The organism is Pseudomonas sp. HS6-2, from assembly GCF_049325675.2.
Lineage (GTDB): Bacteria > Pseudomonadota > Gammaproteobacteria > Pseudomonadales > Pseudomonadaceae > Aquipseudomonas > Aquipseudomonas putida_N.
In genome coordinates, this window is sequence record NZ_CM143906.1 from 3,910,605 (window position 1) to 3,924,986 (window position 14,382).

The following is a 14,382-nucleotide window of genomic DNA, read 5'->3' on the forward strand; positions in this document are numbered from 1 at the left end:
AAAGCACGATTCTACGCTAGCGAGGCCCCGCCACGAAGCCGCTTCTGCGTGCTGCCAGCACCGCCAGCACCGCCACTGCGATCAGCGCCAGTACCACGCTGCCAAATGCCTCGACGCCCACGCCGGCGAGCAACACGCCACCAACGATCCCGCCCAGGGCAATGGCGCTGTTCCATACCGTCACCAGCATCGACTGCGCTACATCGCCGCCCTCACCCGCCGCATCGGCGCAGGCGGTCTGCAGCAGGGTGGGCGCACCGCCATAGGTCAGGCCCCACAGCGCCACACTCAGGTAGATGGCCCAGGGTGTGGCCTGCCCCAGCAACAGGGTGGCCAGGGCAAACCCTGCCAGGCTCAGCACGACCAGCTTGCGCAGGTGCCGATCGACCATCAGCCCGACCAGGCCGATCCCGGCCAGCGCCGAGAGCCCGAACAGCATCAGCACCTGGCCGACTTCGGCCGTCATGCCCGCCGCCGCCAACAGCGGCACGATGTAGGTGTAGAGGATGTTGTGGCCCAAGACCCAGGCGAGGATCACCAGCAGCACCAGGGCCACGCCCGGCGTGCGCAGCACCTGCGCCGCCGACGGGCGCTGGCCGCTCGCCTGCCCCGGATAGTCCGGCACCGCCCTGAGCACCCAGAACACCAGCAGCAGCGCCACCAGCGTGACCACGACAAAGGTGGCGCGCCAGCCCAGCCCGGCGCCCAGCCAGGTCGCTATCGGCAAGCCCAGCGACAAGGCAATCGGCTGGCCGAGCATGGCCACAGCCATCGCCCGCCCCTGCAGGGCCGCCGGCACCATGCGCCGGGCATGCCCGGCGATCAGGCCCCAGGCCAGGCCCGCAGCGGCGCCGGTGAGAAACCGCAGCAACAGCGTCAGGTGGTTGGAGGGCGACACCGCGGTCAGGCCGTTGAACAGCACGAAACCGATGATCGCCAGCAGCAGCGCCCGGCGCCGGTACCAGCCCTGGGTCAGGGTCACCAACGGGATGGCCGTCAGCAAGGAGCCGAGCGCATAGGCCGTCACCCATTGCCCGGCCATGGCCTGGCTGATATGCATGCCCGCGGCGATCTGGTCGAGCAGGCCCGCTGGCAAGGTTTCGCTGAGGATGGCGATGAAGCCGGTCATGGCCAGTGCCAGCAGGCCGCTCAAAGGCAGGCGCTCGGCGCGGGTCAGAGGGATAGTCGATGTCTGGGACATTGCAGGATGCCTTGTGGTTTCGATCAAGGCCGACAGTCTGCAAGGCCCGCCATTACGGAAAAAGATGGTTACAATGCCGCTCACCCCGGACGTGGATGTCCGTAATCAGGAGCACAGGATGGACAGCCTCAGCGGCTTCGTGGTCTTCAACCGGGTCGCCGAAACCCGCAGCTTCGTCGCAGCCGGCCAGTCGCTGGGCATCAGCGCCTCGGCTGTGGGCAAGCGTGTGGCGCGCCTGGAGAGCCGCCTCGGTGTGCGCCTGTTCCACCGCAGCACCCGCAGCATCACCCTGACCGCTGAGGGCACACTGTTTCTCGAACGCAGCCGGCGCATCCTGGCCGAGATCGAGGCCACCGAACAGGCACTGTCGCAGGCCAGTGAAACACCACGCGGCCGCCTGCGCGTGAGCCTGCCGCAAGTGACCGGGCTGGTGATGCCGGCCCTGGCCGAGTTCATGGAGCGCTATCCGCAGGTGGAGCTGGACCTGGAGTTCACCGACCGCATGGTCGACATCGTCGGTGAAGGTTTCGATGTGGTGATGCGCGGCGGCCAGCCGCTGGACTCGCGGCTCAACGCCAAGTTTCTCGGGCACTTCCAGCATTGCCTGGTGGCCTCGCCCGAGTACCTGCACGCGCGCGGCACGCCGCAACACCCGCGTGAACTCAGCGCTCACACCTGCCTGCACTACCGCTTCCCCAGCAACGGCAAGCTGGAAATCTGGCCGCTGCGCCAGGAGCACCCGGAACAGGGCTACGACATCCCCATCTCGATGGTCTGCAACCATGTCGAGACACGTATCTGCTTCGCCCTCAACCACCGTGGCATTACCTGCCTGCCGGACTTCAGCGTGCGCCGCGAACTGGCCGCAGGGTCGCTGGTGAGCGTGCTCGACGACTTCATCGAACGGCGTGGCAGCTTCTACCTGTTGTGGCCATCCGGGCGCCACGTGCCGCCCAAGCTGCGGGTGTTCATAGACTTCATGCTGGAACGCGTGTTCAACCGTACAGGTAGTTGATGTCCTTGTAGCTCAGCGGTGGCACCTGGCCGAGCAGGTAGTCACGCAGCTTGTGCATCTGCCGCGCCTTGGGGCTGCTCTTGAGCCAGGTCATGTAATAACCGTCACCGGTCGACACCGCATGCTTGAACGGCGTCACCAGGCGCCCGGCCGCGAGATCGGCACTGGCCAGCACCAGGTCGACCACGGAAATACCGAGGCCCTGCTGTGCCGCCGAGATGCCCTGGTCGAGGGTATCGAACACCTGGCCCTGGTCGATGCTGATGTCCAGCGCATCCATGCGCGCCAACCAGCGCCGCCAGTCGCGGCGGTCCGGTGATGGGTGGAGGAATTCACACTGACGCAGGTCGGCCAGCTCCGGTTGCGCCTGCGTCATGTAGTCCGGGTGGCACACCGGGATCAGCCACTCATCGAACAGCTTGACGCTCTCGACGTCGGCCGGGAAACGGCCGTTGGCCAGGAGGATGGCGCAGTCATAGGGCTCGGAGTAGAAGTCCACCGAGTCGATGTCCATCCACACGCTCGACAGCTGCACGCTGCAGTTGTCTTCGAGTTTCTTGAAACCGTCCAGCGCCCGCAGCAGCCAACGTACGGTCAGCGTCGAGGGGGCTTTCAGACGCAGCCCATAGCGGTCCTGGCGCAGCAGCGCACAGGCGTTTTCGATGATCTTGAAACCGACCTTGAGCTCCTGGGCCAGCAGCCGCCCATGCTCGGTGAGGCTCAGCTTGGGGCCACGGCGTTCGAACAGGTCGCAGCCGAACATGGATTCGAGCGTCTTGATGTGATGGCTGACCGCCCCCTGGGTCAGCGCCAGCTCCTCGGCGGCGCGGGTGAACGAGCCGTAGCGCGAGGCAACCTCGAAGGCACGCAAGGCGTGCAGTGCTTGAATCCGTTCCGACATGATGCCCTCGAAGCATGAGTGAGACTAATAGTAGGTCATAGTTCCACGCGTTTTACAACGTGAAGAGCGTCTCAGAAAATGCAGGTAAATAACAAAGATAAGTAACCAACCTGCCTGCATATGAGTGGAACTCTCTCTTACTTTAATCTCCTGGGGAAATCATGTTTACGGTTTATGGAAACTGCTATCGCCTGGATGCGCTAGAGCTGGCCGATGAACATGTACGGAACCCTCAGCACTGGACGCGACAAACCTTACAACATTTTCGCAGCGTACTCGCCAACCCCGACTTTCCGTGCCTGTTCGGGCGCAAGGCGGTGGCCGGCGCATCCTGCCACATCCTCTTCGCCCGTGCCGAACAACTGGCCGACGATATCGCTCAGGGCCTGGCCGACTATATCCGCACCATCACGCCTGTGCCGATCAAGCAACGCATCGGCAGCCCGCTGGTGGTGTTTCTCGAAACTGCCGCCGACAGCAGCCTGGCCGAACAACAGGCACTGGCCTGGAAAGTACTGCGCGGGGTTCATGCCCGAGACCCGCATCCGTGGCCTCAAGCAGTTCCCACCGACCCGCACGACAACGCCTGGTCGTTCTGCTATGCCGGCATGCCGCTGTTCATCAACATGAACTTCCCCGGCCACCAGCAGATGAAAAGCCGCAATCTCGGCCCGCACATCACTTTCGTCATCAACCCGCGGGAGAACTTCGACGAAGTGGCCAACGCCAGCACCGAAAGCGGGCAACGCATTCGTGCCCGCATTCGTGACCGCGTACGCCATTACAACGACGGGGTCATGCCCGAAACCCTGGGCTTCTTTGGCCAGGACGACAACTTCGAATGGAAGCAGTACCAACTGCAGGAAGCAGGCTCGCTCAATCCGTCGCGCTGCCCCTTTCATGCACACGCCCACGCGACACCCGACACTCTGATCGAGAATTGACCGTGAATACCGCCCTGACTCTGACTTATGCACTCACCGTCCTGCTGTTGATCGCCACCCCCGGCCCGGTGGTGGCACTGATCGTCAACACCGCTGCGGCCTCCGGCTCGCGCAAGGCCATGTTCACCGCCGTCGGCACCAACTGGGCGTCACTGGTGCTGATCGGCGCCGCTGCCTGGGTCATCCTCACCAGCGCAGCCATCGACAAGGCCTGGCTCAGCGGCATGAGCCTGCTGGGCTGCCTGTTCATCGGTTACATCGCCGTCGGCACCTTGCGCGAGTGCCTGCAGGCGCCTGTCGCCGAGGAGGCCGAACTGCAGCCGGCCAAGCCCGGCCGCGGCGGTTTGTGGCAAGGCTTCATGGTGGGCATTTCCAACCCGAAGGACATCATCTTCTTCATCGCCTTCTTCCCGCAGTTCATCCAGATCACCGAGTCGTTCGGCAAGAGCATGGTGGTGCTGTCGCTGCTGTGGGTGCTGATCGATTTCGCCGTGCTCAGCCTGTACATCTTCGCCATCGGCAAGATCACCTCGCAGCGCAGCAACCGCCTGATTTCCCTGGCTTCAGGGGTCGTCCTGCTGCTGATCGCCGTCGGTGGCCTGGCCTATAACCTCAAGGAACTGGCGGGCTGAAGCCCTGCACCGCCGCACGCCAGCCGAGAAGGAGCGCCCATGACACCGTCCGTAACCGCCACGCACATCCAGGGCCTCGCTTCGCCACTGCATCACGACTACCAGCGTTTTCTGCTGCTGGGCAACCGCCGCGCACCGCATACCCTGCATGTGCATGAAAGCGGCTACCGCTCCGGCACCATCAACACCGATGCCTTTGGCCTGCGCTACAGCCACTGCGCCGGCAAGCGCTTCTCGGCCGCCGAACGCGGCAGTGCACCGCGCATCAACCTGCTGGTCGGCGGTTCGACCGCCTTGGGCATCGGCGCCAGCTCCGATGAACATACGGTGGCCTCGCACCTGTCGATGCTGACCGGTGAGGTATGGCTGAGCCTGGCCGGCTGCGGGCTCAATGCCAGCCAGGAACTGTTGCTGTTCCTGACCCACCAGCACCGCCTGGGCGAAGTGGGCCATGTGGTGCTGCTCAGCGGCCTCAACACCTTGGCCCATGAAGCCCTCGGCGAAGTCCTGGCCGGCCCGCACGACCCGCAAAAGGCCAAGGCTCACCAGGCTTACCTGAACAGTTTCAACGAAGGCATGCCACCTGTAGGCCCGGCTCGCCGCGAGTCGCTGTGGCAGCGCCTGGGCCAGGCACTGGCACCACGGCGTCACGAACCGCTCCCCAACTGGTCGCTGTCTGCTCCGGAAGAACGCCTGGCCCGGGCGGCCGACAACATCGGCCGCACCTTGCGCCAATGGGAGCGCATGCTGGCTGACAGCCACGCCACCCTGACCTTCATCCTCCAGCCCCTGCTGCCCTGGTGTCGGGAAACCCTGCCGGCGGGTGAACAGGCGATGCTGGCCGCCCTCAAGCAACACCCGGGGAATTTCGATCGCCTACTCGACGGGGCATTCGACAGCCAACTGCACATGGCATTCTTCCGTCGCATCAAGAGCCAGGCAGATCCCGTGCCCTGCTATGACATGAACAGCATGCTCAGTAGCTCGCTGGTATTTGGTGCCGATCTGTTCATCGACCGCCTGCACCTGAACGACCTGGGCAACAATGCCCTGGCCAAGGTGATCACCGCCAAGCTGGGGCTGGCCCAGGAACGATACGCCCGGCGCAAGGTCACACCGATCAAGCTCGTCTGACAGACGAGCGACGGGGTTTCGGTTTCGGCCCTCGCTTGGCTAGAATACCCGTCGTTCCGATTCGCCCGAGGCGTACGCGAAGTTGTGATCAATCATCAAGCCGCCCTCCCTTACCTGGCAGCCTGCCGGCCCCGTTCATCGCGCGAGGCACACCTGTGAGCCGCGTCGCTCTGGCATCGGCAATGTTCGTCGCGCTGGCCCCGATGGCCGCAAACGCGCTCGAGGTCCGTATCGATCCACACGCCGACCTGCTCTACCGCCAGGCGCTGCCGCTGCTGGAGCAGGCCGACACGCAGGATGACACCGGCCCCCTGCGCACCGCCATGGGCGTCGATCCGGAGCTCAACCGCCAGGGCCGGGCGCTGGCACACACCCTGCCGACAGCAGTGGCCTTACTGAAAAAGTCAGTGGAGCTTGGTCACCCGGTGGCGCAGTATCGCCTGGCGCTTTACTACACCACCTACCTGCCCGCGGCACAGATCGCCGATGCCGCCTGCCCGCTGCTGGAAGCCAGCCTGAGTCAAGGTTTTGCACCGCCGGCGACAGCGATTGCGACCTGGTGCCCAAACTACAATGCCAGCCCGGCCTACCGCGAAGCGCTGGAAGCGATCCCGAGCATGGCAACCCTGTATGCGCCCTACTACCCGCAGCCAGCCACCCGCCTGGCGTGCAGTCGCAGCCACCCGCAGGGCTTGGAGATGCAATGGGGGCGCCAACGCGACTACCAGGCCGAGGTCTACCGGCTGCTGAGCGACCTCGATCCACAGCATCGCCAGGTACTGCTGCAGAGGGCCGTGGACATCAATGGCTGCATGGCGGCGCAGCACCGGCTGACCAGTCGCCGCTGAGCACGGTACAGGCAGCAAACAAGCAAGATCGTTCAAGCCACCCACCCCACGGCTCTGTCATGCTGCCCTACCTCGCAAAATGTGTCGCAGCCATCATGCCCAGCAGTCCCCCCATCGCCCGCCAAGCCTTCCTGCACGGCGCCATCGCCATCCTGCCGCTGTCCCTGGCCGTCGCCCCCTGGGGCTTGCTCGCCGGTTCCATGGCCATCGAGGCCAACCTCAGCGCCTGGCAAGGCCAAGGCCTGTCGGCGATCGTCTTCGCCGGTGCCGCGCAACTGGTTGCCATCGGCATGCTCAAGGGCGGCGCCAGCCTGCTGTCGATCCTGCTCACGACCCTGCTGCTGACCTCCCAACACCTGCTCTATGGCCTGTCCATGCGCCCGGTGCTGTCCAACCAGCCGTTGCGCTGGCGACTGGGCCTGGGCTTCCTGCTCACCGACGAGTTCTTCGCCCTGACCAGCCACTACGACCAGCAGCAATTCAACCGCTGGTACGCCCTGGGCGTGGGCCTGACTTTCTACGTCGCCTGGAACCTGTTCACCCTGGCCGGCATCGTGCTGGGCCAGAACATCCCGCACCTCGACCAGCTCGGCCTGGACTTCTCTATCGTCGCCACCTTCGTCGCGCTGATCGCGCCACTGGTGCGCAACCTCCCCACCGTAGTGTGCGTGGCGGTGTCGCTGTTCTGCTCGGTGCTGTTCAGCTACTGGCACTGGGAAACCGCCTTGGTCGCCGCCGGCCTGCTGGGCATGGCTGCTGGCTTCGTCTGCCAGAAATTCACCGGAGGCCGCCCATGATCTGGCTGCTGATTTTCGCCATGGGCGCCGTGGTATTCCTCAACCGCTACGCCTTCCTGGAACCGCGCCTGCCCTTGCGCCTGAGCTCGAACGCCCGGCAGTTCCTCGGCTTTGCCGTGCCCGGCATGCTCACGGCGATCTGTGGGCCGATCATCTTCCTGCCCGGCCACCAGCTCGACCTGAGCCCGCTCAACCCCTACCTGCTCGGCGCGCTGGTGGCCGTTGCGCTGGTGCTGTTGACCCGCAGCGTATTGCTGAGCATGCTGGCGAGCATGTTGATCTTCTTCCTGCTGCGCAGCTGGCTGGCATGAGCACGCCCCTGCGCGAACAGACCCACCTCTGGCAGGCGCCGGCCCTCGGCGACGTCGAGATGCTGCACGCGCGCTACTTCCAGCAGCGCTTCGCCCCGCATGTGCATGAAGGCTATGTGTTCACCGTGATCGAGTCGGGCGCACAACGCTTCTGGCACCGCGGTAGCGAGCACCTGGCGCCGGTCGGCAGCATGGTGCTGATCAACCCGGACGAGCTGCACACCGGCGCCACCGCCCACGAAGCCGGTTGGCGCTACCGGGGTTTCTATCCGGAGCATGAACGGGTTACTGGCGTGCTGGACGAATTGGAACTGGGCCAGCACGGCATGCCGCGTTTCAAGGACAGCGTGATCCAGGACCCGGCCCTGGCCCGGGCCTTCAGCCAGCTGCATCAGCTGTCGGAAGCCGGCGCCAGCGCCCTGGAACAACAGACCGCCTGGCGCCAGGCGGTGCTGGCGCTGGTGCAGCGCCACGGCCACTGCCCGGAACCCACGGCCCCCGGCAATGAACCGCTGGCGGTGGCACGTGCCCGGGAGATGCTGGAAAGCCAATTGGCAGACCCGCCGTCGCTGGAGGCCTTGGCAGCTGCGGTCAATCTTTCGCCATTCCATTTTGCCCGGGTGTTCCGCCAGGCCACCGGCCTGCCGCCGCATGCCTGGCTGAAGCAACGGCGCCTGGCGCGAGCACGGGAATTTCTGAAAAGCGGCTTGGCAGCCTCTGACGTGGCCTTTACCCTGGGTTTTGCCGACCAAAGCCACTTGAGCCGGCAGTTCAAGCAGACCTTTGGCGTGACGCCGGGCGCCTATCGCAGCGCCTGCCTGCACAGCTAGCGCCTGCGACGCCAGGCCTCAGGCAAGCCGGCAAGCCACTGCTACACTGACAGAGCAGAACGGAGGATCTGTCATGTCCGAAAGAGAGCTCACCACCCTGATATCGCTGATGAACCAGCGCCAAGCCTGCCTGAGCAGTGCCTGCAAGGAAATTGCCGACTGGATCGACCGCCAGGGCGATGTGCCCGCTGCGGGCAAGATCCGCGCCAGCCTGAAGGCGCTGGAGGCCGATGAGGCCCAGGTCCGCAAGACGCTGACCTCGCTCACCCTCGACAGGCCGCTGCCACGCTTCCGTAGCTGAAGCGCGCAGCACAATGAAAAAGGGCCGCTGATGCGGCCCTTTCGTTGGTCAGTGGTTCATGTGCATGTGGTCATGCCCACCGCCGGCATCGGCATTGAGCGGACGCACTTCTGCCTGTACCTCGACGGTTTCCTTGGCGCCCTTGGCATCTTCGATGGTCAGGGTCAGCGGTACCTTCTCGCCTTCTTTCACCTGCTGGGTCAAGCCCATCAGCATCACGTGGTAGCCATTGGGGTCCAGGCTCACCGGCTTGCCCGCAGGCAGCTCCACGGCCTTCACTTGCTTCATGCCCATCACGTCGCCGTTCATGGTCATCTCGTGCACCTGCACGGTCTTGGCCACTGGCGAAGCCACGCCGACCAGCTTGCTGTCAGTGCTGGCGGTCAGGGTCATGAAGGCGCCAGTGGACGGCTGGTGCGGCACGCTGGCGCGTACCCAGGCGTCGCTCACGGTGGTCTGCGCCAGGGCCGGCAGGGCCAGGCCCATCAGTACCAGGGCGGCCAGGCCGCGCTTGATTGGTTGCATCGACATTCAGCAGATCTCCATCAGGGTTGCCAGGTCTTCAGCGCATTCCTTGGCATTGAGCGAATGGCCCAGGCTCAGGCGCAGGGTGCCACGTGTATCGTAGACGTAGCTGGTGGACGAATGAGAGATGGTGTAGGTGTCACCGGCCGGGACCTTTTCGTAGAACACCTTGAACTCCTTGGCCACCGCTGCGATTTCTTCCGGGGTGCCGGTCAGGGCGGTGAACGACGGGTCGAAGGCCTTGACGTAGGCGTCGAGCACTTCGGGGGTGTCGCGTTCCGGGTCCAGGGTGATGAACACCACCTGGAAAATCTCGCGGTCGCGGCCCCTGAGCAGCTTCTTGATCTGTGCCGCACGCGCCAGGGTGGTCGGGCACACGGCCGGGCACTGGGTGAAACCGAAGAAGATCATCGGCATGCTGCCGTAGAAGCTCGACAGGGTGCGGACATTGCCTTGGGGGTCCTTGAGGCTGAACTTGCGCCCAAGGATCTCGTTGCTCATGTTCTTGCCGTACTTGAACTCGAGCCCCCGGGCCGGGTTGCAGCCTGCCAGCAGGCCAAGCCCGAGAACGCCCATCCCGGCGACAACCGCGCGCCGGGTAAACTGATCATTCATTGAACCATCCTTTACAGGGAAGGTGCCGGCCCTCGGGACGGGCCGGCCGAAAAACCGGGGCATTCTGGCATGACACCCGGTGGGCTTCTACCCGACCAAGGCGGTGATGGCCCGCAGCCCTTTGAATACGGGCTGCGGCCTGTTGTCGCAGGGGTTGAAACCGTAACACTTTGTTGCTAGGCCTTGACCTGGAAAGATCAGTAGTAGGCGTTCTCTTTCTGGGTGTGGTCAGTCACGTCACGCACGCCCTTGAGCTCCGGAATGCGCTCGAGCAGGGTGCGTTCGATGCCTTCCTTGAGGGTCACGTCGGCCTGGCCGCAGCCCTGGCAGCCGCCACCGAACTGCAGCACGGCGATGCCGTCGTCGACCACGTCCACCAGGCTCACCTGGCCGCCGTGGCTGGCCAGGCCCGGGTTGATCTCGGTCTGCAGGTAGTAGTTGATACGCTCGTTGATCGGACTGTCTTCGTTGACCATCGGCACCTTGGCGTTCGGCGCCTTGATGGTCAGCTGGCCACCCATACGGTCGGTGGCGTAGTCGACCAGCGCGTCTTCCAGGAACGGCACGCTGACCGCGTCGAGGTAGGCGGTGAAACTCTTCAGGCCGACCGGCTCGTCGTCGGGCTTCTCTTCGCCCGGCTTGCAGTAGGCGATGCAGGTCTCGGCGTACTGGGTGCCCGGCTGGGTGATGAAAATACGGATGCCAATGCCAGGCGTGTTCTGCTTGGAGAGCAGATCGGCCAGGTAATCATGGGCGGCGTCAGTAATGGTTATAGCGCTCATGGAAGTTCCTCACAGACTTGCGGCCAAGTGTACGCCAACCTGGCCTTTGTACAAAGTCCTAGTATTTGACTCGGGAAAGCGCAAATTCGCGAGTTTGCTCCCGTGGTGCCGCCAGCCAGGCCTGCATCCGCCGGTACAGGCCGCGCTCCAGCCACTGGTAGCTGAACCAAGACATTAGTCCAATGGACGGCACGCACACGGCGAATACCAGGTACGGGTTCAGGTGCAGGCGCTGGGCGGCGAACCAGCCGGCATACAGCACCAGCACGTGGATCAGGTACACCGAATAGGAGCAGTCACCCAGTGCCTTGAGCAGGCGATTGCCCTTGAAGTACGGCTCCAGGGCGATGAACGCCAGCACGATCATGGCGCTTGGCACGCCCCAGTGCAGCAGGCGCTGCGAAGCGTCCAGGTGATAGAGCGCGTAGCCCGCCACGCCCAGCACCGCCAGTGGCAGCCACAGGCCCTCGCGGATCAGCCCGCGACGCTGGATCACGCCCAGGCCGATGCCCAGCAGGAATTCGTAGATGATGTCGTTGCTGTAGAAGCGGCTGAGCACGCCCATGCGGCCGAGCACTTCACTGACCAGCAGCAATGCAGCGGTCACCAGCAGCAGGTGGTGGCGCTGGCGCACGAGGAAAGCCAGGCCGAACAACAGGTAGAAGAACATCTCGAAATTCAGCGTCCAGCCCACGTTCAGGGTCGGATATAAACCGTAACCGCCGGGGTTTTCCGCCGGGATGAACAACAGCGACAGCAGCAGGTGATGCCAATTGAAGGCCTGGTGCGGCATCCACTGGCTGAACGCCAACAGCAACGCCGCCATCAGCGCGGTGTAGAACCAATAAGCGGGGACGATGCGCAGGGCCCGGTTGAGGAGGAACTGGCGCGGTTCGATGGGTTTGTCGCGAGTCGACAGGTAGATCACCAGCCCGCTGATGATGAAGAAGATGTCGACGCCTACAGCGCCGCGGTCGGTGAGCAGCTGGGCAATGGGGCCGGTGGCATGGAAGTCGAAGAAGATCTGCATGAAGTGGTGGCAGACCACCACCCAGGCGGCGAACGCCCGCAGTGCCTGAAGCGAATACAGCATGGAATACCTGCGATTGCCGGTGTATTGAGGCCCGGAGGCTATACAGCCCCCGGGCCACCTACCGTTTCCGACCGCAGCGTATTGGCAAAGGTCAACCGACCCGATCAGAGGTTCTCGTAGCGGTTCATGTCCAGCACCCCGTCCTCCACCGGATCGGTTTCCTCGATGTAGGTGCTGAGGTCATGGAAGTAGCGCCAGAACTCCGGATGACTGCGACGCACGCCCCAGCGCATGACGATGCGCTCGAACTTCGCCGGGTCATCCTTGGCGTACTCCATGTCCTCGACGAACTCTGGCACATCCTTGGCCGGGATGTTGAAGATGAAGTTCGGGTAGCTGCTGAGCACGCCCGGGTACAGCGTCAGAGTGTCCAGCCCCGGCTGGTAGCGGTACGCCTCGCCGAGCAGGAACGCCACGTTGCTGTGCGCACGGTTGCGCAGCAGGCTGTAGACCTGGCGCTGGCCGCCCTCGCCTTCGATGCGCAGCATGGTCGCCTCGGGCAGCTGGCTGATGACTTTCAGGCCGGCGGCCGGGCGCGACACCAGGCGGCTGAGCGACTGCTCGACGTTGCGGAATTCCTCGTTCATCTGCGGCCGCGAGCAATAGGCGCCGGTGCAGCGGTTGATCGGGTCCGGCGCGGCGTTCAGGCTGCCGGTGCGTTGCAGCAGCTTGAGGCCGAAGTCGCGCTTGGGGTCGCGCGGGTCAAGCTTGATGCCGCTCGGCGTGTCGGTGTCGATGTCCTCGTAGTCCAGCCACATCTTCACCTTGCCGCTGTTCTGGTACCAGCTGCCGAGGATCTCGCCACGCTGGTCGGCCGGCATCAGGCGCAGGAAGTTGACCTCGGCGCCGTTGCGGATCAGGTCGAAGTACAGGCGCGTCTGCAGCTGGTGCGAGACGTTGCCGTACACATCGAAGTTGACCGCCAACTGGTAATAGGTGCGCTCGAACAGCGGGTAGTCGAACAACCACACGGTCAGCGGCACGTCGCCAATCAGGCCCTTGGTCACCGAGGCGCTGTCGAAGTGGCGGAAAATGCTCAGCAGTGCATTGTCGTTGCCGGCCCACAGGGTTGCCCAGCCCGGCGCCGGCATTTCAGCATAGGCCTCGCGGCGCAGTTTTTCGTACTCGTTGCGCTTGTCGCGGTAGGCATGCCACAGGTTCAGCACGCTGCCGACATCGTCGATCTGGCCTGGCATGGCCAGCAGCGGCGTGGCTTCGCCGCGGTACTTGGCATCGGTGATGTAGCGGTCGTGGGCCGGTTCCTGGAACAGCGCCCAGAAATTGTCGCGAATCACATCGGTGGCGATCTGCCCGCGGCACACCGGCCCACGAATGAAGGTGCGCACGAAGTACTCGGCGTTATCCAGCATGAACTGGTAGCGCGCCACCGCCGGGATCGCCTCGAAGGTTTCAAACGGGTTGGCCCGGTGGCGAGGGCCGTAGCCCGGCAGCGCGCTGGCATGCCAGTCGCCGGCGTAGAACAGCTGCTTCACGCGCTTGAGCTTTTGCGGCCCCATTGGGTAGGTGATGTGGGTCTTGTGGACGATCACGCCTTGCACCGGGATCAGCCGGTAATAGAAGTCGGTGCCTGGCGGGTCGTTGGGGCGGCGCGTGGCGATAATATCGACCGGCTTGCCGCTTGGCGTGCGCGAGCGTACCCACTGGAAGAAGTGGCCCTGCTCGCCGCCGACGAAGTAGATGTGCGCCAGGAACAGGTGCTCGTACAGCCAGCGGGCGACCAGCGCCTCGGTGGAGCCCGGACGATTGAGCAACTCTTCCCAGTCGGCGATCTGCCTGGCCTCGGCCGCACTTGGCTGAATCGGCTGGTACTCGACCGGCGCGCCGGCGGCCAGCCAGCGGCGCATCGTGTCGTATTCCTTGTCGGTCAGGCCGGTGACCGCCAATGGCATGCCCTCCTTGGGGTGGGCGCCGGCATAGGCGTCGAACTCTTCGGGTAGCGGGCACATGTTGTTGCGGCTAAGCCCCAGGACAATCTCCTCGGGCAGTTTGGCGTTGGGCGTGAGAGGGGTCTTGTGCCCCAGCTCGAGCATGCGCGCCATCAGCGCCGCCTGGCTGCCCTGGTTGTCGAGCACCGAGTAGAAGCCCTTCTTGCGCCATGCATCTTCACTGTGGGCGTCGTAGAACAACCGCGTGGGGGGCACGGCCTTGCTGCGTTCGCCCTGGTACACCGGCACCTTGGTGGCACCGCGCACCGCGCCTTCGGGGCTTTCCAGCTTGAGCTGGCAGGCGGCGTCGTTGCAGGCGTGGCAGGCCACGCATTTCTCGGTGAAGATCGGCTGGATGTCCCGGGTGTAGGAAATGACCGGGCTCGATTGGGGGGCCTGTCCGAACGCCACGCTGCTGATGAGCAGGGCGAAGACGCTGACAAGGATACGATGCACCATGTGCGGAAAGTCCTGGGTATTGAAAGCCATCACGATTTGCCTGGTCGT

At 64.3% G+C, this 14,382-nt stretch carries 16 protein-coding genes; 9 read left to right on the forward strand and 7 right to left on the reverse strand.

Going from position 1 to position 14,382, the window contains the following annotated elements:
- Positions 1 to 16 precede the first annotated feature (16 nt).
- On the reverse strand, positions 17 to 1,201 hold the full coding sequence (locus ACOKS3_RS18105; protein WP_422763548.1) for an MFS transporter: 1,185 nt from the start codon (positions 1,199 to 1,201) through the stop codon (positions 17 to 19).
- 118 nt (positions 1,202 to 1,319) lie between these two features.
- Between ACOKS3_RS18105 and ACOKS3_RS18110 the strand changes: the two genes are divergently transcribed.
- Positions 1,320 to 2,216 (forward strand): LysR family transcriptional regulator, encoded by an 897-nt coding sequence (locus ACOKS3_RS18110; protein WP_103448017.1) that lies wholly within the window; start codon positions 1,320 to 1,322, stop codon positions 2,214 to 2,216.
- Here ACOKS3_RS18110 and ACOKS3_RS18115 read toward each other — a convergent pair.
- Positions 2,197 to 3,117, reverse strand: a complete 921-nt coding sequence (locus tag ACOKS3_RS18115; RefSeq protein ID WP_103448018.1) for a LysR substrate-binding domain-containing protein — start codon at positions 3,115 to 3,117, stop codon at positions 2,197 to 2,199. The two genes, ACOKS3_RS18110 and ACOKS3_RS18115, sit on opposite strands and share 20 nt — an antisense overlap.
- Positions 3,118 to 3,278: 161 nt before the next feature.
- Between ACOKS3_RS18115 and ACOKS3_RS18120 the strand changes: the two genes are divergently transcribed.
- The 8 genes from ACOKS3_RS18120 (at position 3,279) to ACOKS3_RS18155 (ending at position 8,914) form a co-directional block, all read left to right on the forward strand.
- Positions 3,279 to 4,061, forward strand: a complete 783-nt coding sequence (locus tag ACOKS3_RS18120) for a YqcI/YcgG family protein (RefSeq protein WP_422763547.1) — start codon at positions 3,279 to 3,281, stop codon at positions 4,059 to 4,061.
- Between the two features lie 2 nt (positions 4,062 to 4,063).
- Positions 4,064 to 4,693, forward strand: a complete 630-nt coding sequence (locus tag ACOKS3_RS18125; protein WP_103448020.1) for a LysE family translocator — start codon at positions 4,064 to 4,066, stop codon at positions 4,691 to 4,693.
- 39 nt (positions 4,694 to 4,732) lie between these two features.
- Positions 4,733 to 5,827: a hypothetical protein gene (locus ACOKS3_RS18130; protein WP_103448021.1), complete on the forward strand. Its 1,095-nt coding sequence runs from the start codon at positions 4,733 to 4,735 to the stop codon at positions 5,825 to 5,827.
- A gap of 182 nt (positions 5,828 to 6,009) precedes the next feature.
- Entirely contained in the window at positions 6,010 to 6,675 is a 666-nt protein-coding gene (locus ACOKS3_RS18135; RefSeq protein ID WP_103448022.1) for a hypothetical protein, read from the forward strand.
- A gap of 95 nt (positions 6,676 to 6,770) precedes the next feature.
- Positions 6,771 to 7,472, forward strand: coding sequence for an AzlC family ABC transporter permease (locus tag ACOKS3_RS18140; RefSeq protein ID WP_103448284.1), 702 nt, complete (start codon positions 6,771 to 6,773; stop codon positions 7,470 to 7,472).
- A complete protein-coding gene (locus ACOKS3_RS18145) occupies positions 7,469 to 7,783 on the forward strand; it encodes an AzlD domain-containing protein (protein ID WP_103448023.1) in 315 nt (104 codons plus the stop codon). Before ACOKS3_RS18140 ends, ACOKS3_RS18145 begins: the two co-directional genes overlap by 4 nt.
- Positions 7,780 to 8,613 (forward strand): AraC family transcriptional regulator, encoded by an 834-nt coding sequence (locus ACOKS3_RS18150; protein WP_103448024.1) that lies wholly within the window; start codon positions 7,780 to 7,782, stop codon positions 8,611 to 8,613. Before ACOKS3_RS18145 ends, ACOKS3_RS18150 begins: the two co-directional genes overlap by 4 nt.
- A gap of 73 nt (positions 8,614 to 8,686) precedes the next feature.
- Entirely contained in the window at positions 8,687 to 8,914 is a 228-nt protein-coding gene (locus tag ACOKS3_RS18155) for a hypothetical protein (protein WP_027593874.1), read from the forward strand.
- Positions 8,915 to 8,962: 48 nt separating this feature from the next.
- On the opposite strand, the gene ACOKS3_RS18160 is transcribed toward ACOKS3_RS18155, so the two are convergent.
- From ACOKS3_RS18160 to ACOKS3_RS18180, 5 genes are all read right to left on the reverse strand, one after another.
- Complete coding sequence (locus tag ACOKS3_RS18160) at positions 8,963 to 9,445, reverse strand: copper chaperone PCu(A)C (RefSeq protein ID WP_103448025.1); 483 nt, start codon at positions 9,443 to 9,445, stop codon at positions 8,963 to 8,965.
- Positions 9,446 to 10,054, reverse strand: a complete 609-nt coding sequence (locus ACOKS3_RS18165) for an SCO family protein (RefSeq protein WP_060511040.1) — start codon at positions 10,052 to 10,054, stop codon at positions 9,446 to 9,448. It abuts the gene before it with no gap.
- Between the two features lie 197 nt (positions 10,055 to 10,251).
- A complete protein-coding gene (gene nfuA / locus ACOKS3_RS18170) occupies positions 10,252 to 10,836 on the reverse strand; it encodes a Fe-S biogenesis protein NfuA (protein ID WP_027919855.1) in 585 nt (194 codons plus the stop codon).
- A gap of 58 nt (positions 10,837 to 10,894) precedes the next feature.
- The gene (locus tag ACOKS3_RS18175; RefSeq protein ID WP_422763546.1) at positions 10,895 to 11,929 is read right to left on the reverse strand and encodes an acyltransferase family protein; all 1,035 of its coding nucleotides are present in this window, start codon (positions 11,927 to 11,929) and stop codon (positions 10,895 to 10,897) included.
- A 104-nt stretch (positions 11,930 to 12,033) separates the two neighbouring features.
- Positions 12,034 to 14,334: a fatty acid cis/trans isomerase gene (locus ACOKS3_RS18180; RefSeq protein WP_103448027.1), complete on the reverse strand. Its 2,301-nt coding sequence runs from the start codon at positions 14,332 to 14,334 to the stop codon at positions 12,034 to 12,036.
- Positions 14,335 to 14,382 lie beyond the last annotated feature (48 nt).

Coding starts and splice junctions, on each gene's coding strand:
- ACOKS3_RS18110 (WP_103448017.1), top strand. CDS start 1,320: ATGGACAGCCTCAGCGGCTTCGTGGTCTTCAACCGGGTCGCCGAAACC.
- ACOKS3_RS18145 (WP_103448023.1), top strand. CDS start 7,469: ATGATCTGGCTGCTGATTTTCGCCATGGGCGCCGTGGTATTCCTCAAC.
- ACOKS3_RS18175 (WP_422763546.1), bottom strand. CDS start 11,929: ATGCTGTATTCGCTTCAGGCACTGCGGGCGTTCGCCGCCTGGGTGGTG.
- ACOKS3_RS18135 (WP_103448022.1), top strand. CDS start 6,010: ATGTTCGTCGCGCTGGCCCCGATGGCCGCAAACGCGCTCGAGGTCCGT.
- ACOKS3_RS18160 (WP_103448025.1), bottom strand. CDS start 9,445: ATGTCGATGCAACCAATCAAGCGCGGCCTGGCCGCCCTGGTACTGATG.
- ACOKS3_RS18130 (WP_103448021.1), top strand. CDS start 4,733: ATGACACCGTCCGTAACCGCCACGCACATCCAGGGCCTCGCTTCGCCA.
- ACOKS3_RS18155 (WP_027593874.1), top strand. CDS start 8,687: ATGTCCGAAAGAGAGCTCACCACCCTGATATCGCTGATGAACCAGCGC.
- ACOKS3_RS18150 (WP_103448024.1), top strand. CDS start 7,780: ATGAGCACGCCCCTGCGCGAACAGACCCACCTCTGGCAGGCGCCGGCC.
- ACOKS3_RS18120 (WP_422763547.1), top strand. CDS start 3,279: ATGTTTACGGTTTATGGAAACTGCTATCGCCTGGATGCGCTAGAGCTG.
- ACOKS3_RS18180 (WP_103448027.1), bottom strand. CDS start 14,334: ATGGTGCATCGTATCCTTGTCAGCGTCTTCGCCCTGCTCATCAGCAGC.
- ACOKS3_RS18115 (WP_103448018.1), bottom strand. CDS start 3,117: ATGTCGGAACGGATTCAAGCACTGCACGCCTTGCGTGCCTTCGAGGTT.
- ACOKS3_RS18165 (WP_060511040.1), bottom strand. CDS start 10,054: ATGAATGATCAGTTTACCCGGCGCGCGGTTGTCGCCGGGATGGGCGTT.
- ACOKS3_RS18140 (WP_103448284.1), top strand. CDS start 6,771: ATGCCCAGCAGTCCCCCCATCGCCCGCCAAGCCTTCCTGCACGGCGCC.
- nfuA (WP_027919855.1), bottom strand. CDS start 10,836: ATGAGCGCTATAACCATTACTGACGCCGCCCATGATTACCTGGCCGAT.
- ACOKS3_RS18105 (WP_422763548.1), bottom strand. CDS start 1,201: ATGTCCCAGACATCGACTATCCCTCTGACCCGCGCCGAGCGCCTGCCT.